This window comes from Pandoraea pulmonicola (genome assembly GCF_000815105.2).
In the GTDB taxonomy this organism is placed as follows: domain Bacteria; phylum Pseudomonadota; class Gammaproteobacteria; order Burkholderiales; family Burkholderiaceae; genus Pandoraea; species Pandoraea pulmonicola.
This window is the reverse complement of record NZ_CP010310.2, coordinates 5647833-5669820: the sequence shown is the minus strand read 5'-3', so window position 1 is coordinate 5669820 and position 21988 is coordinate 5647833. Positions and strand designations below refer to the sequence as shown.

Sequence of the window (21988 nt, the reverse complement as noted above, 5' to 3'; positions counted from 1 at the left end):
CGGTCGCGGTCAGATATCGGACAAATCGGACATATCGAACGAAAGGGAAAGCGTTCGTCGCGACATCCCGCGGCGCGGCACGATCAGCCGATGGTCATGAGGTTCGCATTACCGCCGGCGGCGGCGGTGTTGACCGACACCGAGCGCTCGCACAGCAGGCGCTCGAGCGCGTAGTCGTCGCCGGCAGCTAGCGCCTCGGGGGCGAGGCCCTGCATCGACAGGATCGGACCGTTGCGCGTGGCGATGCGGCGGTTGAGCGCGCGCAGCTCGTCGCTGTCGCCTTCGAACAGAACGGCCGCGAGCGACGGCTCGCCGGCGGCATCCGTGCCGGCGGCCAGCAGCGAAGCCCGGCCCTTAAGCGAAGCCGGCAGTGCGCCGACCAGCTCGCGAGCGGCGGCGCCGTCCGCGAAGAGGGCGTTGTTGCCGGTGGCGAGCACGGCGGCCAGCTGTGTGCGCGCGCCGAGCGGCGTGGCGGCCACGCACAGGACCGGCCCGCGCGGCTCCAGACCGTACGTGTTGCGCTCGCCGGTCGGGCCGGGCAGTACGGCGGTCGCGTCGAGCGCCGACGTGGCCAGATAACGGTCGACGCGATCGATCGCGGCGGTGTTGTCCGCGCCATTGCCCTGTTGATGCAGCCAGTCGCGATACGCCGCCAGCGGCGCGAGCGCGGCCTCGTTGCGGTTCAGTTCGGGCGCGAGTGCGGCTGGACGCGTGGCAAGCAGACGCGGCAGATACATCGGACCGCCCGCTTTCGGACCGGTCCCAGACAGTCCTTCACCGCCGAACGGCTGCACGCCGACCACGGCGCCGATCACGTTACGGTTCACGTAGATGTTGCCGACGTGAGCGCGTTCGGTCACGTAGGCGATGGTTTCGTCGATACGCGTATGCACGCCGAACGTGAGGCCGTAGCCCGTGCCGTTGATCTGCGCGAGCAGCTTGTCGAGTTGGGCGCGCTTGAAGCGGATCACGTGCAGCACCGGGCCGAAGACTTCGCGCTGCAGCGCCTTCAGATCGGTGAGCTCGATGAGCGTCGGCGCGACGAAGGTGCCGTGGCGGGTGGCGTCGGGCAGCGGCAGCTGTTCGACGGGGAAGCCCTTGCCGCGCATCTGTTCGATGTGGCGGTTGATGTTGCCCTGCGCTTCGGCGTCGATCACGGGGCCGACGTCGATGGCCAGACGATCGGGGTTGCCGATGGCCAGCTCCCGCATCGCGCCCTTGAGCATGTGCAGCGTCTTGTCGGCGATGTCGTCCTGCAGGCACAGCACGCGCAGGGCCGAGCAGCGCTGACCGGCCGAGTCGAAGGCCGACGCGAGCACGTCGTACACGACCTGCTCGGGCAGCGCCGACGAGTCGACGATCATGGCGTTCTGGCCGCCGGTCTCGGCGATCAGCGGGATCGGGCGACCATTGGCGTCCAGACGGTCGGCCAGCGTGCGCGCGATGATGCGCGCCACTTCGGTCGAGCCCGTGAACATCACCGCCTTGACCCGGGCGTCGGCCACGAGTGCGGCGCCGACCGTCTCGCCCGTGCCCGGCAGCAGTTGCAGCGCGCCGGCCGGAATGCCGGCCGCCTGCATCAGACGCACGGCTTCGGCGGCGATGAGCGGCGTTTGCTCGGCCGGCTTGGCGATGACCGGGTTGCCCGCGGCCAGGGCGGCCGCGACCTGACCGACGAAGATCGCGAGCGGGAAGTTCCACGGGCTGATGCACAGCACGGGGCCCAGCGGGCGGTGCGTGTCGTTGGAGAAGCCCTGGCGGATCTGCGCGGCGTAGTAGCGAAGGAAATCGACGGCTTCGCGCACTTCGGCCACGGCATTCGGCAGCGACTTGCCCGCTTCGCGCACGCACAGCCCCATGAGCGTGGGCATGTGGGCTTCGAGCAAGTCCGCCGCGCGCATCAGGCAGTCGGCGCGCTCTTCGACCGGCGTGGCCTGCCAGATCGGGGCGGCGGCCACGGCGTGCGTGAGCGCGGCTTCGACATCGGCCGACGTGGCTTCGATGACCTCGCCGACGGTGTCGCGCAGATCGGCCGGGTTGCGCACGGGGCGCGGTGTGCCGTGGGTGCGTTCGCCGTCGGCGAGCATCGGGGCGGCGCGCCACGGTGTGCCCGCGCTCGCGAGCAGGGCCGAGGACAGCGACGCCAGACGGTGCTCGTTCGACAGGTCGAAGCCCGACGAGTTGGCGCGCGTGGCGCCGTACAAGTCGCGCGGCAGCGGAATCTTGGCGTGCGGGGCGCCGAGCGGCTGCACCTTCTCGGCCTCGGTGATCGGATCGGCGATCAGTTCGTCGACGCTGACGGTCTCGTCCGCAATGCGGTTGACGAACGACGTGTTAGCACCGTTTTCGAGCAGACGTCTCACCAGGTAGGCGAGCAGCGTCTCGTGCGTGCCGACTGGCGCGTACACGCGGCACGGTCGCGCGAGCTTGCCCGCCGCGATGGGGCCGACGACCTCTTCATAAAGCGGCTCGCCCATGCCGTGCAGGCACTGGAACTCGTATTGCCCCGGGTAGTAGTTGTTGCCGGCGAGGTGATAGATCGCCGAGAGCGTGTAGGCGTTGTGCGTGGCGAACTGCGGATAGATGGCGTCCGGCACGGCGAGCAGCTTCTTCGCGCAGGCGAGGTACGACACGTCCGTGTAGATCTTGCGCGTGTAGACCGGATAGCCTTCGAGGCCGTCGACCTGCGCGCGCTTGATTTCCGTATCCCAGTACGCGCCCTTGACCAGGCGCACCATGACGCGATGACGGCTGCGGCGTGCCAGATCGATGATGAAGTCGATCACGAACGGGCAACGCTTCTGATACGCCTGCACCACGAAACCGATGCCGTTCCAGCCGGCCAGTTCGGGATCGAAGCACAGCGCCTCGAGCAGGTCGAGCGAGATCTCGAGGCGGTCGGCTTCCTCGGCGTCGATGTTCAGGCCGATGTCATACGAGCGCGCCAGCTTGGCGAGCGCCTGCACGCGCGGCAGCAGTTCGCTCATCGTGCGCTCGTGCTGGCTGCGCGAGTAGCGCGGATGCAGGGCCGAGAGCTTGATCGAGATGCCCGGACCCTCGTAGATGCCACGGCCAGCCGACGCCTTGCCGATTGCATGAATCGCCTGCTCGTAGCTGGCGTAGTAGCGTTGCGCGTCCTCCTCGGTGGTCGCCGCCTCGCCGAGCATGTCGTACGAGTAGCGGAAGCCCTGGGCTTCGTACTTGCGACTGTTGGCGAGCGCCTCGGAGATGGTCTCGCCCGTCACGAACTGTTCGCCCATCAGGCGCATGGCGATGTCCACGCCCTTGCGGATGAGCGGCTCGCCGCCACGGCCGATCAGGCGCGTGAGCGCCTTGGTGAGACCGGCTTCGCTGGTGGTGGTGACGAGCTTGCCGGTGATCATCAGACCCCAGGTGGCGGCGTTGACGAACATCGACGGCGAATTGCCCATGTGCGCGTGCCAGTCGCCCTTGCTGATCTTGTCGCGAATGAGCGCGTCGCGCGTGGCCTTGTCGGGAATGCGCAGCAGCGCTTCGGCCAGACACATCAGCGCCACGCCTTCCTGGCTGGACAGCGAGAATTCGTGAATGAGGCCTTCGACGCCGCCGCCGGTGCTCTTGCCGCGCAGGGCGACGACGAGCTTGCGGGCCAGCGCGGAGGCCGACGCGGCGGTGGCCGACGGCAGCTTGGCCTGACCGATGAGCACCGGCACGCATTCGGGCTCGGGGCGGCGGTAGGCGGCGGTAATGGCGGCGCGCAGCACCGATTGCGGTTGCACGTTCTGCGCGAATTCGAGGAACGGGTGCGGGACGGTGTCGTCGCCGGCGTGGCCGTCGATCACCTCGGTGCCCGACTGGGTTGCACCACTGAGCTCGGGCGGCAGCACGCCGCTCTCGACGCGCTCCAGGTAGGCGAAGATGGCCTGTTTGATCAGCCAGTGCGGGGTGCGCTCGATTTGTTGGGCGGCCGTCTTGAGCCGTGTGCGCAATACGTCGTCGACCTTGACGCCGAGAGTGGTGTTAGCCATGGAAGTGGTTACCTGAGGACGCAAGAAAGCAAAGAAGCGTGACACCCATAGCGGGTGAATTGCGGCATCGTAACCGGGTTTCAACAGAGGTGCAACCAGAGTCAATATAGGGGTTGCACCCGATAGGGAATTTTCAGATTCTGGTGCGCCAGCAGATGGCGCGTCCGTCGCGCTTCTTGACGCGGAACAGCCACTCGGCGTTCTGGTAGTAGGTCTGGGGCGGGTACAGGTCCAGCTCGCCGCCCGCCCAGCTGTCCCCGTATCGGTAATCGATGATGCAGTTGTCCCAGTCGCCGAGCGCGTAATGATTGCCGGCGTCGCCCGCCAGGAACTTGAATCGATCGTACGTGAATGTCCGGTACTCGGTGGCGGGGGGATTCGCCTGTACGAAGTTGCGCGCGATATCGTCGTCGAAGTGGTCGTTGACGGAGGGCTGAAGATACGTGTCGCGTCCCCCGTAGCGAGTGGCGTAGGCGCGCGAAGGCGTTTCGGTATAGATGCACGCGACCGTCAGGCGCGGCATTGCCGAGCGTACCGGCGGCGGTACGGTGAGGACATACTCGCCGGTGTCGAACCGGAGGTATTGCGGGGAGATGGCCGAGTTTATCGTGGCCGGGTTGAAGTGCTGATTCGACAACAGCCGGCACACCTTCGCGTTGCCGAATCGATAGTCCCGAATGCCGGAGTCGTTGACGCTCGACAGGTCCCACTCGCGATAGCCCCATTTCACCGCGCGGTCGACGTAGTGCGTCTGCGTCTTGATCTGGGTGACGAGACTGATTTGCCAGCGGCCTGCCTGGCACGAGACGACCCGACCGGCGCTGTTCACCGCAATGCCGCCTTCCATGCCGGTACACGACGTGTTGGCCTCGGCGCGGAAGTTCTTCAGTTGCAGCGCGCCTCCCTGTGAAATCAGGCTGCCGTCCGCCACGACATTGCCCTTGTTCGATTGCTTGCGCCGGACATAGAGATTGCCGTCTTCGTTGTAGATGTCCTCCTTGGCCCAAAGGTCGCCGTACGACCAGACACCTTTGGACCCCGCCACGATGCCTTCGCCGTGCCGCTTGGCGTCCGTGACCATTCTCGCGTCGCTGCCGGCCAGCACATGGCCTGATGCGATTCCCTTGCCTGCAATCACCCAACCGGGCGCGTTGTTGCCGTTGACGGCGCTCGCCCGCTGCCTGGCCGCGTCTCCGCCCACCAATGCATTGCGGCGGGCCACCACGTCTTCCTGCGCGTCCACGGTTTTCGCCTTGACCGTTCCGCCGGACGTCTCCAGGCTGCCGTCGAGCTTGATATTGCCGGCGCCGACGATGTCCTTTCCGCCCATCTTCAGAGGCCCGGTCATCTCATCGGTCCCGTCGCGCCTGAGATAGCGATTGAGCGGGCTGAGCGAATACCCCGCGCGAACGGCCAGCAAACCGGGAGTGTCGGCCGTGCTCGGGAGTGTGTTCGGATGGGTCGTATCGCTCGTGGGCGTCAGCGGAAAGGTGAAGCGCCCGGTGTCGTCCCGCGACAGACCGCCGTTCACGCCGATCTTGCGCACGGCGGCGCCGAGCATGTTCCAGTCCGGATCGCGACCGTAAGTCGTGCGCAGCGTCCTGTCGAGATGGACGACGGCACGAATGTTCGGATCATTCACATCGCGGAAGATCCGCACGACGTAATTTGCACCGGGCAATGGCGGCCTGTCTCCCACCCCCGGCAGACGCGTCATTCGAATGATTGCCGCGGCGCTCGGTGGTCCGGTGACGCCGTCGATTCGCACCTGAAGCACGTGGCCGAAGCGGGCGTCGGTCACGCGGGAAAGCGGGACGTTGGTCAACTCGCCGGCGCGTGAGAGCGTGATGCCCGGCTTGCCGTCCAGCGCCCTGTCGATGTCGCCGTGATGCTCGACGATGAAGGACTCGACGCCATTGCCGATGACCTTGAGCGCGCTGCCGACGTTCTCGGCGCGCTGCATGCGCGTTTCGTGGACTTGCTGCTGCAGCGAGAGGGTCAGCAAGGCCCCTGCGATGGCCACGGCGATCGTTGCGCCGATCAGAAAGAAGCCGGATTGTCGATTCCGCATTGGTGTCCCCAGTCGAAGAAAAAAGACCGGGAAATCACGTGCGTCAATGGTCCCCGGGCCAGCGAACGATTTTATTGGCGGCCACTTGGGAAGATGTTCTAGGAGACGTCCTATATGACAGTCGGTGAGATCAGAATCGAAAGGATTTACACGAAAGAGAAGTGGGATCGGCGAAAAGCTGGTGCGCGGGCACCGTGGACCATCGCCGGTAATCCCCCGGGGGGCCGCCCCGGGGGAAGCGCTTTACTTCGGGTCGTTGCCGTACGTCTTGCCGAGATATTCGGAGATCAGCTTGACCTGATCTTCCGGGATCGGGGCGCCGTAGACCTTGACCATCTTCGTGACTTCAGCGCTCCAGAACGACGCCGGCATGGGCGGCTGGCTGTTGATGTAGTCGATGGAATGACACATGACGCACCACGCGCTGGCGGCCTGATGGCCGGCGAGCGTGGAGGCCTTGAGCTGAGCGGTTTCCTGCGGCAGCTTGATCTCGAGGGCGTGGGCCGGTGCGGTGGCGACGCCGAACAGGCCCATCAGACCCAATGCGGCGGCGGTGGCGCGCTTTGCGAATTTCCTGGCGTTCATGATCGTCCCCCGTCTCAAGCCGCGACCACGCGCACGGTTTCCACCCCGTTGCGCAGATAGCCGGCCGGATTCCACAACGACTGCAGAGGTTGCGTGACCCCTGCGCGATTCGTCGCCCGGACTTTCAACGCGTATTCGCCGGGTTGCGCCGGGGTGAACGACGCCGTCCATTCGCGGAACGAGTACTTCGAGAGTTCGTCGCCGAGCTGCGCCGCCTGCCACGTCTGGCCACCGTCGGCGGAGAACTGGACGTCGCGAATGCCTTCGCCGCCATCGAACGCAATGCCGCGCACGCGTGTCGCCTTGCCCGCCGCGACCCGTTGGCCGTCGGTATGGCTCGTCACGAACGAGCGCACGGTAAAGCGGCCGATCGGCTTCGTCTTTTGCGGCGCGGTGCCCGGGGCGACGCAATTGCAGTCGTTGTCGGGAATGCGATACGCGCTGGCCATCCAGAAGCCGTCGAAGACCTTGTCGATGACGTTGATGTCGGCCAGGTGCTTCACCCAGTACGTGCCGTAGTAGCCGGGCACGATCAGGCGCACGGGGAAACCGTTGAGCATCGGCAGGTCCTGGCCGTTCATCGCGAAAGCGATCATCACTTCGCCGTCCATCGCGTGCCCGATGTCGAGCGCCTTCACGAATTCCGGCGTGGCGGGCACGACCGGGCGGTCGAGTCCCTCGAACGTCACCTGCTTCGCGCTGGCCGAAACGCCCGCGCGTTCGAGAATCCGCTTGAGCGGAATGCCGCGCCAGCGCGCGTTGCCCATCGCACCGTTGGCGATCTGCCCGCCACCGACGCGCGGCTCGAAGAAACCCCGGCTGTTGCCCGAGCACTGGTGCACGGCCACGAGCTCCACCGGCGCGCCATAGTCCTTCTTGAGGGAATCGAGCGAGATCTCGAGCGGCTTGGCGACGCTGCCGCCCACGCGGATGCGATGCTTCGCCGGGTCGATGTCGGTCGGAATGCCCGCGAGGTGGTAGCGCACGAAGAAGGCGTCGTTCGGCGTGATGAGCCCGTCGTTGAAGACCTCGAACGGCGTTTCCAGTTGCGGCGGACGTGCTGTGAGTCGGATCAGCGGCCGCTTCTGCGGGTACGCGACCAGCTCGCGCTCGCCGTTCGCGAACGGCAGCGTGACCGTCTGCGGTGCGGCGGCCGCGGCGATCGCGTCGAGCGCACGGCCGGCGAGGCTGGCGCCCACGCCAAGGGCGCCGGCACGTCGCAGAAAGCGACGGCGCGACGCGGCAGCCAATGGGGATTCGAGGGGAGGCGCGGCCAGCAGAACTTCGTCAGGTCCCGCAGCGGCAAGGGAGGACAGTTGGGCGGCATGCGGCGCCGTGGGGGCGGCGCTCTGATCGTGCGACTTCATCGGATTGTCTCCTGTAGGACTTCTCATGGCGCGAACGACGTTGAGCGTGTTCGCACCGGCAACCTCAGCGTGCAACGAATGCAGGCATGGTCGGAGATTCCTTTAATGTTGTCAAATTTTCGGAACGTTATATACCGTTTAATACTGCGCCATGGGCGCTAGATTTCGAGCGGATCGACTTCGAGGTGCCATCGCACGGGCGCCTTGAGGGCGCGGAGTTCGCCCATCCAGTGCGTGAGGAAGCGTTGCAGCGCGCCGCGATGCGGACTCTCCACGACGAGCTGGGCACGATCGGTCCCCGCGATACGCACCATCGTCATCGGCACCGGGTCCCACAGCGAGATGCGCGGGTCGTGCAGCGATGGATCGGCGGCGATCTCGCGGGCCTGCTTGAGGAACGTCATGGCGTCGTCGAGCTTGCGGGCTTCGGCGCGCAGCAGCGCCTGGTGCGTGAACGGCGGCAGCAGGGCGACGCGGCGTTCTTCCAGCTGTTGCGCCGCGAAGCCCGCGTAGTCGTGGCGCATGAGCGAGGCGAACAGCGGATGCGAAGCGTAGCGGGTCTGGATGAGGACGTCGCCGGGGCCGTCGGCTCGCGCGGCGCGTCCGGCGCGGCCCGCGACCTGCATCAATTGCGCGAAAAGGCGTTCCGCCGCCCGGAAGTCGTGCGAGAAGAGGGCGCTGTCGGCGTTGACCACGCCGACGAGCGTGACGTTGCGGAAGTCGTGGCCCTTCGCGACCATCTGCGTGCCGATGAGGATGTCGACCTCGCCCGCGTGCACCTGCGCGAAGAGCGCCTGCGCGCTGCCCTTGCGACGCGTGCTGTCGGCGTCGATGCGCGCGAGACGGGCGTCGGGAAAGTGTTCGGCGAGGGCTTCCTCGATGCGTTGCGTGCCGCGTCCGAGCGGCGCGAGATCGAGGTTGCCGCAGTCCGGGCAGGCGTGCGGGATGCGCGATTCGGCGCCGCAGTGATGGCAGCGCAGCCGCCGCTCGGGCTTGTGCAGCACCATGTGCGCGCTGCACCGGCGGCAGTCGCTGATCCAGCCGCAGGCGTCGCAGTTGAGCACCGGCGCGTAACCGCGACGGTTCAGAAACAGCAGGCTCTGCTCGCCCGCTTCGAGGCGCGCACGGATGGCGGCCAGCAGCGGTTGCGACAACCCTTCGTGCACGGTGCGCTGGCGCTTGCGCTCGATCTCCATGTCGATGAGCGACACGCGCGGCAGCACGGCGTCGGGGGTGGCGCGCTCGGGCATCGACAGGCGTACGTAGCGGCCTTGCTCCGCGCGCCGCCAACTATCGAGCGACGGCGTGGCCGAGCCGAGGACGACGGGAATCCGCAGTCGGTCAGCGCGCCAGATGGCCAGATCGCGCGCGGAATAGCGCAGACCTTCCTGTTGCTTGTAGGACGGGTCGTGCTCCTCGTCGACGACGATCAGGCGCAGATGCGGCAGCGACGCCATGACGGCCAGTCGCGTGCCCAGCGCGATGCGCGCTTCGCCGCGATGGGCGGCGAGCCAGTGCCGCGCGCGCTCGCCTTCGGCCAGGCCGCTGTGCAGCGTGACCAGCGTCTCGTCGGGGAAGCGGTTGCGGAATACGCCTTCGAGCTGCGGCGTCAGATTGATTTCGGGCACGAGCACGAGCACCTGTGCGTCGCGCTCGCGCAGCGCCTCGGCCACGGCGCGCAGGTAGACCTCGGTCTTGCCGCTGCCGGTCACGCCGTACAACAGGAACGGCGAACAGGCGGCGGACGCTGTCGGCGACGGGAGGGCTTCGGCAGAACCGGCGGACGCGCCGAGCCCCTGCGCGCCAGCCGCGACGAGCGCGTCGTGAATCGCGGCGACGGCGTCGGCCTGTCCGGTCGTGAGCGTTTTGGCTGCGTGGGCCCGGGCCTCATCGCTGCCGGCGTCGGTTTCGGATCCGACGGGCATGGCGTCGTTCGCGGCATCGTCATCGACGTCGCGCACGGCTTCGTGGAACGGCACGGTTTCGACGACAACCCAGCCGACGGCGGCCCACTGCTTGAGCACGTCGGCGGCCTTGGCGCACAGCGCCCGCGCTTCGTCGGCGTCCAAGGTACCGGCCTGCGCGAGACCCTCGGCGAGCTTGCGCTGCGCGCGCAGCCGGGTGGGCACGTTCTCCATCAGCGTGCCGAGCGCGCCGTCGGCAATCCGGTAGCGCTGCACGCCGCGTTGGGCCAGCAGCCGCGGCCAGCGCATCGGCGTACGAAGATGTCCCGGCAGCGCCGGCAGGGCGACTTCACCGACGCCGCGTTGGTAGTAGCGCGAAGCGAATTGCATGAGTGCACGCCAGTCCTCGCCGAGCGGCGGCAATTCATGCCAGACGGCGGTCACTTCGCGCAGCTTCGCGGGATCGACTTCGCTGCGCTGCGTCAATTCCCAGACGACGCCCACGACCTGCCGTCTTCCGAACGGCACCTGTACCAGTTGCCCCGGACTCGCGGCCTGATCGAGACGGTAGTCGAACAGGGTCAGAAGCGGTGTGTCGAGCGCCACGCGGGCGATGGCAGGCCCTCCGGGGCGGGCGTTTTCCGCCGGAGAAGGGGCGTCGTCGGTCGATGCCGTTGACGGGACTAAGAGGTCGTCGGCGCGGGTCAAACTTAAAGTGAATCCTGAGAAATTTCGCTAAACCTCGGATTTGAGTCGCCTTTCCGGCGAGCTCGAAACACTTGTGGATAACTATGTTGAGAACTGTGGGGATTATCGCTCGCCAGCCACGCCGCGCGGCCTTCCCACCGTACGGCCCTTCGACTTGGGCAGAATCAAAAATGCTTTTTGATCAATAGCTTATGAATAGCATCGAAGGGGTTCCCAGCGGGCTTCCCGGTTGCGGCGGCGCAGCGAGAATTTGTGCATAAGTCTTTGGGACAACTCTCGAAATTGGAGGGGTTCCTCGACCGCTTTTTCCTTGACATTCCACCGCTGGAACAGCGGTCGGGTTTGCAGGGCGAAATGCACCGCAAACCCGCGCCGCTATTTGCGGGTGTTGCAACTTACGACGTCTGACGCAGCTTCCGGCTGTAGGCGTGCACTTCGTCGACCAGTGCCGCGACGTGTTCCGGCTCGGTGAACTGGGAAATTCCATGCCCGAGGTTGAACACATGTCCTGGTGCGTTGCCGTATGCGTCGAGCAGACGACGCACTTCACCGCGAATGGCGTCGGGCGACGCAAACAGGGCGGTCGGGTCGAAATTGCCTTGCAGTGCACAACGGTCGCCGACGCGACGTCGCGCGGCGGCGAGATCGACGGTCCAGTCGAGGCCGATGGCGTCCGGGCCGGTGTCGGCGATCGCTTCGAGCCACTGGCCGCCGCCCTTGGTGAAGACGATGTGCGGAATGCGCGCACCGTTCCATTCGCGATGCACGCCTGCAAGGGCCTTCTGCATATAGGCGAGCGAGAATTTCTGGTAGCGCCCGTCGGCGAGCGCGCCGCCCCAGGTGTCGAACACCATGACGGCCTGGGCGCCGGCTTCGATCTGTGCGTTGAGGTAGTCGCCGACGGCGCGCGCGTTGGTCTCGAGGATGTGCGTCATCAGGTCGGGACGCTCGTACATCATCGTCTTGACGGTGCGGAAGTCCGCCGAGCCCGCGCCTTCGACCATGTAGCACGCAAGCGTCCATGGGCTGCCGGAGAAGCCGATGAGCGGCACGCGGCCGTTCAGGGCGCGACGGATTTCGCTCACGGCGTCGAACACGTAACGCAGGCTGTCGAGGTCCGGTGCCTGCAGGCGCCGCACGTCGTCTTCGGTGCGCAGCGGGTGTGCGAAGCGCGGGCCTTCGCCGGCTTCGAAGGACAGGCCGAGCCCCATGGCGTCGGGAATCGTGAGGATGTCCGAGAACAGAATGGCGGCGTCGAGCGGGAAGCGTTCGAGCGGTTGCAGCGTGACTTCGGTCGCGTAAGCAGGGTTCTTGGCCAGCGCCAGGAAACTGCCGGCCTTGGTGCGCGTGGCGTTGTATTCGGGCAGGTACCGGCCCGCCTGGCGCATCAGCCAGATCGGCGTGTACTCGGTCGGCTGGCGCAGCAGGGCGCGCAGGAAAGTATCGTTTTGCAGAGCTTGGGACACGTCGCGGCGGTGGTGGAAAGGTTTTGGGCAAGCGGCCATTTTACTCGGGTATCCGGTCCCCGGCCCCTCGGCGGGCCGTTATGCCGCGGATAAGGCGCGGGTGGTCGTTCGCGGAGGGCGCGGGTTACGCCCGCCGAGGTTGGCGTTGGCCTGGCGCAGCGGTGAAAGACCCGTTGGCGCGGGCGCGCTCTGTCATTACTATGAGGGCACGTTTCGCCGACCGTGCGCCTTGCCGGCCGCGCGAGACCGGCGGGCCGCGTCGGATGGCTCGCCATACCAGTGCATCACGATGACAACAATCAGGAGATACGTATGAAAGTCATGATGGCGGCCGCGCACGCGGTCCTCATGGCAGGGGTGGCGCTTGCCGCCACCGCAGCCCAGGCGCAAACTCCGGCGGCCCCTGCCGCCGTGCACTCGCGCCTCGACGACATCCAGAAGGCCGGCACACTGCGCGCGTGCGCGACGGGCGACTACAAGCCGTATTCGTATCGTCGCCCGGACGGGCAGTTCGAAGGCATCGACGTCGATCTGGTTGGCTCGCTCGCCAAGTCGCTCGGCGTGAAGCCGGTGATCGTGCCGACCACGTGGAAGGGGCTGATGGACGACTTCACCGCCGGCAAGTGCGACATCGCGGTCGGCGGCATCTCGGTCACGCTCGATCGCGCCGCCCGCGCCTACTACAGCAGCGTGGTCATGGTCGACGGCAAGTCGCCGATCGTGCGTTGCGCCGACGTGGCGAAGTACCAGACGCTCGCCGATCTGAACAAGCCGAGCACGCGCGCGATCGCCAACCCCGGCGGCACCAACGAACGCTTCGCGCGTCAGTATCTGCCCAACGCCACGCTGACGATCTACCCGGACAATGTCACGATCTTCCAGCAGATCGCCGACGGCAAGGCCGACGTCATGGTGACGGATTCGTCGGAGACGCTGCTCCAGCACAAGCTCAACCCGGCGCTCTGCCCGGTGAACCCGGACAAGCCGCTCCAGTTCGGCGAGAAGGCCTATCTGCTGCCGCGCGGCGACGACGTGTTCAAGCATTACGTCGACCAATGGCTCAACCTCGCACAAAAGACCGGCGAGTATCAGGCGGTGGTCGATAAGTGGCTCAAGTGAGGGGCTTGTCGATGTACGTGGCCTCACACGTGAGTGGGCTTAGCTGCTGATGGGAGACGCGGGGGCGGTGTCAGCGCATTGCGTGCTGCTCACCGCTCCCGTTTTTCCTTCGCGGCCGTTTTCGTTCTCTCCCGCCGCAGCGACGCCGACGCCAGCGGACACTCCCCTGCGCTCCACCTCAAAGTCGCTCCGGTGAGCGCCCGCTGGCGTCGGCCCCATTCGCCCAGGGCCAACACCGATCCTTCTCCTCGGGGCGCCGGTGACTTTCCCGCCCGTCAGCCGAGCCAGTCGCGCAAGCGCTGCGCCGCATCATGCATCACCAACCTCGCCTGCGGCACGAACGGCTGCAACCTCGCGAAGCTGTGCGTCAGGCCGGACGCCTCGATCACCTCGGAACGGCCCCCCGACTGCGCCACGAATTGCGCATACTCGAGCGCTTCGTCATGCAACGGGTCGTACTCGGCCGCGATCACCAACGTGTTGGGCAATGGATGCCGAGGCGCCTGCGCCATCAGATTCACCCGCACGTCGTCCACCGCCGGCTCGACATCGCCCAGATAGTGCTTCCAGTACCAACGCATCTCGTCTCGTGTCAGACCGGTGCCGTTCGCCAGGCGCTCATAGCTCGGCGTGTCGAACCGATACTGCACGACCGGATAGATCAGCAACTGCACGCCGACCACGCCCGGATGCCGATCGTTGAACCACGCCGCCGCCTGCGCCGCCAGATGGCCGCCCGCGCTGTCACCCGCCACCGCCAGACGATCCACGCTCAAGCCCAGCCGCGCACGCTGCTCGGCCGCCCAAGCCAACGCTTCGCGTGCATCGTCCGCCGGCACAGGGAACGGATGCTCGGGGGCGAGCCGGTAATCGACGCTCAACACCGCCACGTCGCCATCCTGTGCAAGAAAGGCCGCGAGCGTGCCGTGCGTGTCGACATCGCCCACGACCCACCCGCCGCCATGGAAATAAACGACGAGCGGTACTTCGCGGCCGATCGGACGGTACAGCCGGGCGCGCAGCGTGCGTCCCGGCAGCGGAATGTCGAACGTCTCGCTGCGCAGCCCCGTCGGCAACGGACGCAAGGCCTCGGTGGCTACGGTCGCAAACTTGGCGCGCACCTCTTGCGGGCTGGGCGGGGCAGCGTCGGCGGGCTCGGGATACTTGCGCGCCATCTGGTCGTAATAGGCGAGAAGATCAGCGTCGATGGTCATGTCGGCAGCGGTCGGTGGTCGGAGAGGTTGTTGTTCTGTTCGGGCACGGCGCTCGCGCGTGCGGTGTTGTGTCCAGTCGCGCAAGTCATCCGGTCATCCCGTCGTTCCGTCGGTTTCAACGGACGTTCATTTGCATCCGGGCGTTGCCGCCCTGCATCAGCCAGCGCTGATGCTCGATCTTGACGCAGCGGTCCATCACGACATCGAGCCCCGCGGCCAGCGCCAGCGCGGCCGCTTCGTCGTTCTCGATGCCCAACTGCATCCACAGGCTGTTCGCGCCGATGGCCACGGCTTCCTCGGCGATCGGCGGTATATCGGCACTGCGCCGGAAGCAGTCGACCATCTGGATCTCCACGCCTTCGGCCCGCAGCGCATCGGCCGCCTCGATGAGGCTTGCATACACGATCTCGCCGAGAACCGTGGCGCCGGAATCCGCTGCCTGCGGATTGATCGGCACGATTCGGTAGCCGTGCTGCTGCATGTAGCGAGACGTGGTGAAACTCGGCCGGTCGGGCCGCGGCGACAAGCCGACGACCGCGATCACGCGGTCGCGCGCCAGAATCTGTCCCAGGCGTTCGATGGTGTCCATGCGAATTCGGCCCTGCCAGGCCGTGACTGTAGGGAGAAAAAGCGTGCTCTCACTGCGTTTGGGCAACCCACCGTCGACCGGTCATCCCGCGCCGGCGGACACTTTGCTGCCACGCACAAAGAATGAAGTTAGCACATTGACGAAGTTCGCGTGAAATGGACGCCGCGCGGCGCGGTTGACGGAGAGTCGGTTCGATGCGAAGGAAACCGGTCGACGCTGAATTCAACAATTTACTCAGGAATGCGAAATAATATGCACGTATCCCTGTGTTTGCAGAATCCTTGTCCGACAAGGCTTTCAGGACGGCCGATGCCGCGGTGAAACGCTCGAGGTGTTACAACCTGAAACACTTTGTTACCCCTCGCGTCATACGTTTCCACCACAATGCATCTCAACGCTGATGTGCTTATCCCCCGGTAACGCAGCAGCGCGACTGTATCGGCAAAAGGCGTCCCCCGGCGCAATTTGCAAGGCGGTTCGATGCAGTGCTCCGAATCTGGTCTCCTCGCGCTAACCCCGTAGCGTGTGGTTTTGGCGGGCCCGTGTGTCCCGCCATTTTTTTTACCTGCGACGACCTACATCTTTCCTAACCCTTTCTCCGACACGCACCGAAAATCGTTCGCTATCCGAGCGAATTTCGAAAATCGATTCACTTTTGCGTAATCGAGCAGATGTGAGTGCGCAAGCGCGGTGACCCACGCAATCCCGCCATCGAGTCGGCGTTGTGCCGCTCGGAGACGTCGCCGGTTGCGCGACTATCGCGTGGCCCTGAGCCAGGGTTTGAGCCAGCCGAGTCCGGCGCGCGTCTCGCCTTGCGGGCGATATTCGCATCCCACCCAGCCGCTGTAGCCGAGTTCGTCGAGCAGACGGAACAGGAACGGATAGTTGACCTCGCCCGTGTCGGGTTCGTGACGCGCCGGCACTCCCGCCACCTGCACGTGGCCGATGTTGGCGATGTGCTGGCGCAGCTTGACCGCCAGATCGCCCTCGACGATCTGGCAGTGGTACGCATCGAATTGCACCTTGAGATTGCTGGCGCCCACTTCCTGCCGGATGGCCTGGGCCTGATCCTGCCGCGTGAGAAAGTAGCGCGGAAAATCGCGTGGGTTGATCGGCTCGATCAGGATCGTGACACCGTGCGCTGCCGCCTGCTCGCTCGCGTAGGCGAGATTTTCGAGATACACCGCACGGCATTGCGCCGGCGATTGGGAAGCGTCGGGACATCCGGCCATCACGTGCAATTGACGGCAGCCGAGCGCGTCGGCGTAGTCGAGTGCGAGCTCGACGCCATCGCGAAACTGCGCCTCGCGACCCGGCAGCGCGGCCAGTCCGCGTTCGCCACTCGCCCAGTCGCCTGCCGGTGTGTTGAACAACACCTGTGTGAGGCCGGCATCGTTCAGACGTGCCCGGACGTCACGCGCCGGATGGTCGTAGGGAAACAGAAATTCAACGCCGCGAAAGCCATCGGTGGCGGCTTCGCGGAAACGTTCCAGGAACGGGACTTCCTGATACAGCAGGGTCAGGTTCGCGGCAAATCGCGGCATGTGATATCTCCGAAGCCCAAAGCGGCCTGGTCGAGCGCAGGCTCATGCCCGTCACAATATCATTGCCCGTCGATCTGAGGCGCCGCCACGCTGCGCAACTGGAACCGCCCGTCGTTGTTGAAGAGCCAGGTCTCGACCGCGCGCACCCGGCCGCTGCTGTCCACGAGCGCCCGGCTGGGCGCGGGCAGCGGGCTCGCCCGACGCAGGCTCGCCATCGCAATGCGTTCCGCTTCGTGATCGCCGTTGCTGCGATAGAGCGCGACGTTGGTGACGTTGCCGTTGCGATCCACCCAGTATTCGAGCGAGACGACCGAGCGCAGCATGGGTTGTGGATTGCCCGGTGTGATCTCGCGCGCGTTGACTTCCGTGACACGCTGCGCGGCCGAGATCTTGTATTGATCGAGCGCCGAAAGCGGGGCCGGGCCAGGTGTCAGGTTCAGGACGAGCGGCTTCCTGGGTTCGAAGTCCGGATTGACGCAGCCCGCTGTCACGAGCGTCGCCACGACGATCATCCACCACGCAGGCATCCGCGCCGCCCGCCGCCTTTGAGAAAGTTGCGTATTCATACGCTGTCTCCCGCAACATCCGCGACACTTTTCTTGTTTTCATGTCTTCTGTCGCACCGCTCCGCGCATGCGCGGGGCGGGCGAGTCGTCCCGCAGTACTACTGCGCGCGCGTGCCGAACGACCAGTTGGGCATCAGCGTGTTGGACGGCAGATTCTCATCCTGCAACTTGCGCGCCGTCTCGATCCCCGCCACCGGCAGGCCGGTCGGATCGAGCAGACCGATCTGCACGAGCACGCTCGCCTGATCCCAGTAAATGTGCTCGTGCTCGAGCTTGTCGCCGCGAAAGCGGACGATGGCGACCAGTGGAATCTCCACGCGCCGTCCGGTCGGCGCCACGCCCGGCAGCATCCAGTCGACGGGCGTCGTGTGGGTGAAGCAGAACAGCAGTTCGTCGACGAGCTGCGTCGCCCCGATCGTGCGCGAGATCGGAATCAGCCTGGTGTCCGGTGGATTGCTGTTGACGAAGTGATTCCGGTAGAAATGCGCCAACTGGTGATGGCCGACACCGCCCGTCATGGTGGGAATATGGTTGACGTACGGTTCGGCCACCATCGTCTTCATCAGCGGATCGATCTCGCGAATAGCGAATTCGTAGGCGCAATGCGTCTCCCAAAGGGAGGCGAAGTCGTAGTGCGGGCCGAGCACCCGGCGCAGAGCGCCGACGGTGCGCTGGTGCGCGAGCTGCGTCGCGGCCCGGTTGAAGTGGTCGCCGGGACGCGCGAAGGCATGGTCGGCATCCGGATAGCTGTACAGCGTGATGTTGGCGTGCCCACCCAGGCGCTCGGCCAGCGCGGTGCGCACCTCTGCCGGCGCGTACTTGTCCAGTTCGGCGATGTGCAGCGCCAGCGGAGGATGCTCGCCGGCGAGCTCGTCGATATGCTGCTCCAGGCCAACGCCGTAGTAGCCGACGGCGACGTCCGCACTCGTGCGTGTGACGGACAGCGCGGCAAGCTTGCCGCCGAGGCAGTAGCCGACCACCCCCACGCCGCCGACACACTCCGGCAAGGCGCGCAGGGCGTCGACGGCGGCGCCGACATCCTCCATGCCGAGGTCCACGTCGAAACTCTGGAACAACGCGAACGCCCGCTGCCAGTCGCCGGGCGAATAACCCAGCTCGATGCCCGGCTCGATGCGCCAGAAAAGGTCGGGGGCGAGCACGACATAGCCCTCTTCGGCGTACCGGTCGGCAAGCTCGCGGATATAGGCGTTCACGCCGAAGATCTCCTGACACAGCACCAGTCCCGGACCCTTGCGTTCGCCGTTCCCGGGAACCGCCAGGTAGGCTTGAAAGGTCTTGCCGTCTCGCGATTTGATGCTGATGAAGCGTCCTGCCATGTCACTGTCTCCTGAAAAAGCCGACCGTGCGACGCAGACGCTCTTTGCCTATCTTAGGTGTCATCCGTGTGACGCACAGCGCGGTTAACACGGAGATGACATCACGGAGATGACACGAAGACGCCGATCAGGCGTCGGGCGGATGCCGATGCGACGGCGCCTGCGTCGGACGATACGAACGATATGGACGATATGCGAAGTGAATGGGGTGAAGCCGACAAAGAAGCGGGGCGTGCCGTCACGGACGTGCCGTGAGTAGCGACATCCGACGATACCATGCATACTCGGAGCGCACGTTCCTGGCGTGAACGACGACGTCACGCCAGGCGCTTTTTTTGACGTATTGGAGTCACCATGATCACCGTGTATCACAACCCGCGCTGCTCGAAGTCGCGCGAAGCGCTGGCCCTCGTGGAGGGCTCGCCGTCCGTAGGCGGCGGCGATCTGCAAATCATCGAATACCTGAAGACGCCGCCCACGCTCGCCGACCTCAAGCGTCTGCACAAGCTGCTCGACGTGCCCGTGCGCGAGATGATCCGCAGCAACGAAACCGAGTACACCGAGTTGGGGCTGAACGATCCGTCGCTCACGGATGGTGAATTGCTCGCGGCGATCGCGAAGCACCCGAAGCTGTTGCAACGCCCGATCGTGGTCAACGGCGACAAGGCGGTCATCGCACGTCCGCCGGCGCTGGCGAACGACGTGCTGTAAGCCACAGGCGCGGCGCAGGGCGCGCCGCGCGGCGTTGCGTCGGATCAGCCGTGTGCCGTGCTGTCCTTGCCGGGGCCGGTTTCCGGTGATTCGGCGTTGGTCGTCTCGGTGGCCTCGGCGGCCTCCGACGGGCCGGCCACAGGCGTTGCGGCGCCGGCGGCGGCCGAGCCGAACGCGGGCGCGTCGGCGTTCGCCGTCAGGCCCGCGCCACGCCACTCCGGCATGGCGCCGAGCGTCTTCTGCTGCTCGCGCAGCTCGGCCAGCATGTTGCAGAAGAGGGCGCCTTGTTCGAGCGCGTCGTCCAGCGCCACGTGCGTGTGCGGCAGCGGATCGAGCCAGACCTGCGGCAAGCGCGGCTTGATGCACTTGCGATACGGCATGCCGGTCATCGCGAACGCCAGCGTCTTGATGTCGAGCGCCGACCATGAGAACGGACACCGGCCGACGAAACGCATCATGTACCAGAACATGAACGTGAAATCGAAGCCGGCCGGGTAGGCGACGAAGACCGGCTTGCCTGGCAGCTTCTCCACCCATTTCACGTAAGCCTTGAGCGCCTTGGCGGGATCTTCCGGATCGACGCGGCACGCGGCCCATGCGTCCGGCTCGGTCTTCCACCACTTCATCGTGAGCGGATGCCCTTTGGCGTCGGGCAGTAGTTCCAGGTTGGCGCTGAATGTGCCGATCAGCTCCTTGTCGGCCGTGTATGCCGCCGACGCGAAGCTCAGCATGGAATGCGGGCCCGGAATGGGGCCGTCGGCCTCCACGTCGGTACTGACGAAAATCTCCTCGTCGACGGGGATGATCCGCGACGGGATGCGCGACACGGCCTCGCTCATACGGCGCTCCGGGCGAGCACCGCGTCGGCGACGTAAGGATTGGTCTGACGCTCCTGACCGAACGTGGAGACGGGACCGTGACCCGGGATGAACGTCACGTCGTTGCCAAGCGGCCAGAGCTTGTCGCGGATCGACGCGATCAGGTCGGCATGATTGCCGCGCGGGAAGTCGGTACGGCCGATGGAACCGGCGAAGAGCACGTCGCCCACGCTGGCGAGCTGCTCGTCGGCCGAAAAGAAGACGACATGGCCCGGGGTATGTCCCGGGCAATGCAGCACGTCGAGCGTGATGTCGCCGAACTGGACGGTGTCGCCGTCGCCCAGCCAGCGATCCGGCGTGAACGGCTGCGGCTCGGGAAAGCCGAAGCGCGCGCTCTGTGTCTGGAGCTGGTCGATCCAGAAGGCGTCGTCCGGATGCGGGCCCTCGATCGGCACGCCGTACTTCTCGGCCAGCGTGCCCGCGCCGCCGCAGTGATCCAGATGGCCGTGCGTCAGGAAGATCTTCTCGAGCGTCACCCCCTGGCGCTCGATCTCGCCCACGATCCGGTCGATGTCGCCGCCGGGATCGACCACGGCGGCGCGTTGCGTCGCATCGCAAACGAGCAGGGTGCAGTTTTGCTGGAAAGGCGTAACAGGTATCAGGGTGACGTTCATGAGGTATCGGGGACGCGGTTTTCGTCTATTGTAATTCGGGCTGCGGGTGCGCCGCCCGGCGTGCCGCGCGCGGCGGTGCCGTGGGGGGCTGGACAAAATGGCTCGGCAAGCGGGCGGAAAGTGCCCGGGGACGGTCCGGGTGCGGATCGGGCGCGACGCGCGAGTGCTCGAAAAGGACTTTCGGAAAGGGCTCGGGCCGGGATGGTATGCAAAGCGCGGTAACGTTTGGTAACAAGACCTATCGGGTAAGTGAACGCTCGCTGATGGGTTGACTTTGGTCGCGTGTTAAACTCGCGGCCTATGCGAACACGCGACATGCTCACACGGTTCGCGGTCGGCTGCGCCCTCGCCCTGACGTTGACAGCCTGCACAACGCCGCTCGAACCCCCCAGCCAGACGGCTGCCGCCACTCCGGCGACAGGCGGGGGTGCGCGTGCGCGCGAAGCCAACGCGCCGGTCGGCTCGAGTTTCGACCTGCATTGGCCGGGCCGGGCGTATCGCAACGAGGGGCTCAATCCCGGCGACCCGAATGCGCCGGAGCGTGACGGCGAAGCCCGCCTGCGCGCGGACGCGGGCACCTTCTTCCAGACCGGCACGGCCTCGTGGTACGGCAAGAAGTTTCACGGGCGCCGCACCGCGACCGGCGAAACGTTCGATATGAACGAGCTCACCGCCGCGCATCCCACACTGCCGCTGGCCAGCTTCGTGCTGGTGCGCAACGTCGCCAACAACAAGGCGGTGGTCGTGAAGATCAACGATCGCGGGCCCTACACGCGCAAGCGCATCATCGATCTGTCCTACGGGGCGGCCAAGCAGCTCGACTTCATCAGGGCAGGCCACACCAAGGTCGAGATCCGTCGCCTGTCGCGCAGCGAAATCGCGGCACTCGGCCTCGACGAGGCCGGCAACAACAGTAACGCGTCCCGAGTGCCGACACCGCCGCCTGCGGCCCCCGCCCCTTCCGCCGACACCGTCCCTCCCGCACCGAAAGCAGACGCGTCTTAAAAAATGGGACGGGGGCTGCCTGTTTATTGTGCGATTCCCGCACATTGCGGGTGATATTTCCCTCATTGTTTCGTTTTTCTCGGTATCTCGTCGGCGGAACGCATCGCATGAATGTGCGCGCCTCGAATGGCTCGCGACCAAATCGTCTAATTTTTTTCCGATTGCCGCATGAAAATGCCAGCTTCCGGGCGCAATCCGATGCTCGGCGGGCCTCTGAGGAGGTTGTGTTGGCAACCGTTGTTCGGCGCAGGCGATGTGGGTAGACTGTGCCCCACGCGCAGGTGCACGCTTTGTGTGCATCCG

General features: G+C 65.9%; 16 protein-coding genes. 3 read left to right on the top strand and 13 right to left on the bottom strand.

What is annotated here, in order from left to right; all coding sequences use genetic code 11:
• Positions 1–83: 83 nt before the first annotated feature.
• The 6 genes from putA to hemE form a co-directional block, all read right to left on the bottom strand.
• Positions 84–4007: a trifunctional transcriptional regulator/proline dehydrogenase/L-glutamate gamma-semialdehyde dehydrogenase gene (gene putA / locus RO07_RS24515; RefSeq protein ID WP_039406607.1), complete on the bottom strand. Its 3924-nt coding sequence runs from the start codon at positions 4005–4007 to the stop codon at positions 84–86.
• A 133-nt stretch (positions 4008–4140) separates the two neighbouring features.
• A complete protein-coding gene (locus tag RO07_RS24510) occupies positions 4141–6078 on the bottom strand; it encodes a type II secretion system protein (protein WP_039406606.1) in 1938 nt (645 codons plus the stop codon).
• Between the two features lie 243 nt (positions 6079–6321).
• A complete protein-coding gene (gene sorB / locus RO07_RS24505) occupies positions 6322–6663 on the bottom strand; it encodes a SorB family sulfite dehydrogenase c-type cytochrome subunit (protein WP_039406603.1) in 342 nt (113 codons plus the stop codon).
• Between the two features lie 14 nt (positions 6664–6677).
• Positions 6678–8030 (bottom strand): SorA family sulfite dehydrogenase catalytic subunit, encoded by a 1353-nt coding sequence (sorA, locus tag RO07_RS24500; protein ID WP_084072797.1) that lies wholly within the window; start codon positions 8028–8030, stop codon positions 6678–6680.
• Positions 8031–8188: 158 nt separating this feature from the next.
• Complete coding sequence (locus RO07_RS24495) at positions 8189–10540, bottom strand: primosomal protein N' (RefSeq protein WP_418303732.1); 2352 nt, start codon at positions 10538–10540, stop codon at positions 8189–8191.
• Positions 10541–11037: 497 nt separating this feature from the next.
• Positions 11038–12108 carry a uroporphyrinogen decarboxylase gene (gene hemE / locus RO07_RS24490; RefSeq protein ID WP_039406601.1) on the bottom strand — a complete coding sequence of 357 codons (1071 nt, stop codon included), beginning with the start codon at positions 12106–12108 and terminating at the stop codon, positions 11038–11040.
• Between the two features lie 321 nt (positions 12109–12429).
• Between hemE and RO07_RS24485 the strand changes: the two genes are divergently transcribed.
• A complete protein-coding gene (locus RO07_RS24485) occupies positions 12430–13227 on the top strand; it encodes a transporter substrate-binding domain-containing protein (protein ID WP_115089289.1) in 798 nt (265 codons plus the stop codon).
• Positions 13228–13502: 275 nt separating this feature from the next.
• On the opposite strand, the gene RO07_RS24480 is transcribed toward RO07_RS24485, so the two are convergent.
• From RO07_RS24480 to RO07_RS24460, 5 genes are all read right to left on the bottom strand, one after another.
• The gene (locus tag RO07_RS24480) at positions 13503–14441 is read right to left on the bottom strand and encodes an alpha/beta hydrolase (RefSeq protein ID WP_039406597.1); all 939 of its coding nucleotides are present in this window, start codon (positions 14439–14441) and stop codon (positions 13503–13505) included.
• Positions 14442–14556: 115 nt separating this feature from the next.
• The gene (locus tag RO07_RS24475) at positions 14557–15030 is read right to left on the bottom strand and encodes a CoA-binding protein (protein ID WP_039413565.1); all 474 of its coding nucleotides are present in this window, start codon (positions 15028–15030) and stop codon (positions 14557–14559) included.
• A 755-nt stretch (positions 15031–15785) separates the two neighbouring features.
• Complete coding sequence (gene otnI / locus RO07_RS24470; RefSeq protein WP_039406594.1) at positions 15786–16574, bottom strand: 2-oxo-tetronate isomerase; 789 nt, start codon at positions 16572–16574, stop codon at positions 15786–15788.
• Between the two features lie 59 nt (positions 16575–16633).
• Positions 16634–17140, bottom strand: coding sequence for an energy transducer TonB family protein (locus RO07_RS24465; protein ID WP_039406591.1), 507 nt, complete (start codon positions 17138–17140; stop codon positions 16634–16636).
• A 98-nt stretch (positions 17141–17238) separates the two neighbouring features.
• Positions 17239–18477 (bottom strand): dienelactone hydrolase family protein, encoded by a 1239-nt coding sequence (locus RO07_RS24460; RefSeq protein ID WP_039406589.1) that lies wholly within the window; start codon positions 18475–18477, stop codon positions 17239–17241.
• Positions 18478–18831: 354 nt separating this feature from the next.
• On the opposite strand from RO07_RS24460, the gene arsC reads away from it, so the two are divergent.
• Entirely contained in the window at positions 18832–19188 is a 357-nt protein-coding gene (gene arsC, locus RO07_RS24455; RefSeq protein ID WP_039406587.1) for an arsenate reductase (glutaredoxin), read from the top strand.
• 44 nt (positions 19189–19232) lie between these two features.
• Here the strand turns inward: arsC and RO07_RS24450 are convergent, their stop codons facing one another.
• Both RO07_RS24450 and RO07_RS24445 read right to left on the bottom strand, forming a co-directional pair.
• Positions 19233–20027 carry a 3'-5' exonuclease family protein gene (locus RO07_RS24450; protein WP_052266862.1) on the bottom strand — a complete coding sequence of 265 codons (795 nt, stop codon included), beginning with the start codon at positions 20025–20027 and terminating at the stop codon, positions 19233–19235.
• Positions 20024–20680, bottom strand: coding sequence for an MBL fold metallo-hydrolase (locus RO07_RS24445; RefSeq protein WP_039406585.1), 657 nt, complete (start codon positions 20678–20680; stop codon positions 20024–20026). Before RO07_RS24445 ends, RO07_RS24450 begins: the two co-directional genes overlap by 4 nt.
• A gap of 315 nt (positions 20681–20995) precedes the next feature.
• Between RO07_RS24445 and RO07_RS24440 the strand changes: the two genes are divergently transcribed.
• The gene (locus RO07_RS24440) at positions 20996–21685 is read left to right on the top strand and encodes a septal ring lytic transglycosylase RlpA family protein (RefSeq protein ID WP_052266861.1); all 690 of its coding nucleotides are present in this window, start codon (positions 20996–20998) and stop codon (positions 21683–21685) included.
• The last annotated feature ends 303 nt before the right edge of the window (positions 21686–21988 follow it).

Excerpts from the sequence above, each read along its gene's own strand:
- putA (WP_039406607.1), bottom strand. The coding sequence starts at position 4,007 with ATGGCTAACACCACTCTCGGCGTCAAGGTCGACGACGTATTGCGCACA.
- RO07_RS24510 (WP_039406606.1), bottom strand. The coding sequence starts at position 6,078 with ATGCGGAATCGACAATCCGGCTTCTTTCTGATCGGCGCAACGATCGCC.
- sorB (WP_039406603.1), bottom strand. The coding sequence starts at position 6,663 with ATGAACGCCAGGAAATTCGCAAAGCGCGCCACCGCCGCCGCATTGGGT.
- sorA (WP_084072797.1), bottom strand. The coding sequence starts at position 8,030 with ATGAAGTCGCACGATCAGAGCGCCGCCCCCACGGCGCCGCATGCCGCC.
- RO07_RS24485 (WP_115089289.1), top strand. The coding sequence starts at position 12,430 with ATGATGGCGGCCGCGCACGCGGTCCTCATGGCAGGGGTGGCGCTTGCC.
- RO07_RS24480 (WP_039406597.1), bottom strand. The coding sequence starts at position 14,441 with ATGACCATCGACGCTGATCTTCTCGCCTATTACGACCAGATGGCGCGC.
- RO07_RS24475 (WP_039413565.1), bottom strand. The coding sequence starts at position 15,030 with ATGGACACCATCGAACGCCTGGGACAGATTCTGGCGCGCGACCGCGTG.
- otnI (WP_039406594.1), bottom strand. The coding sequence starts at position 16,574 with ATGCCGCGATTTGCCGCGAACCTGACCCTGCTGTATCAGGAAGTCCCG.
- RO07_RS24465 (WP_039406591.1), bottom strand. The coding sequence starts at position 17,140 with ATGAATACGCAACTTTCTCAAAGGCGGCGGGCGGCGCGGATGCCTGCG.
- RO07_RS24460 (WP_039406589.1), bottom strand. The coding sequence starts at position 18,477 with ATGGCAGGACGCTTCATCAGCATCAAATCGCGAGACGGCAAGACCTTT.
- arsC (WP_039406587.1), top strand. The coding sequence starts at position 18,832 with ATGATCACCGTGTATCACAACCCGCGCTGCTCGAAGTCGCGCGAAGCG.
- RO07_RS24450 (WP_052266862.1), bottom strand. The coding sequence starts at position 20,027 with ATGAGCGAGGCCGTGTCGCGCATCCCGTCGCGGATCATCCCCGTCGAC.
- RO07_RS24445 (WP_039406585.1), bottom strand. The coding sequence starts at position 20,680 with ATGAACGTCACCCTGATACCTGTTACGCCTTTCCAGCAAAACTGCACC.
- RO07_RS24440 (WP_052266861.1), top strand. The coding sequence starts at position 20,996 with ATGCTCACACGGTTCGCGGTCGGCTGCGCCCTCGCCCTGACGTTGACA.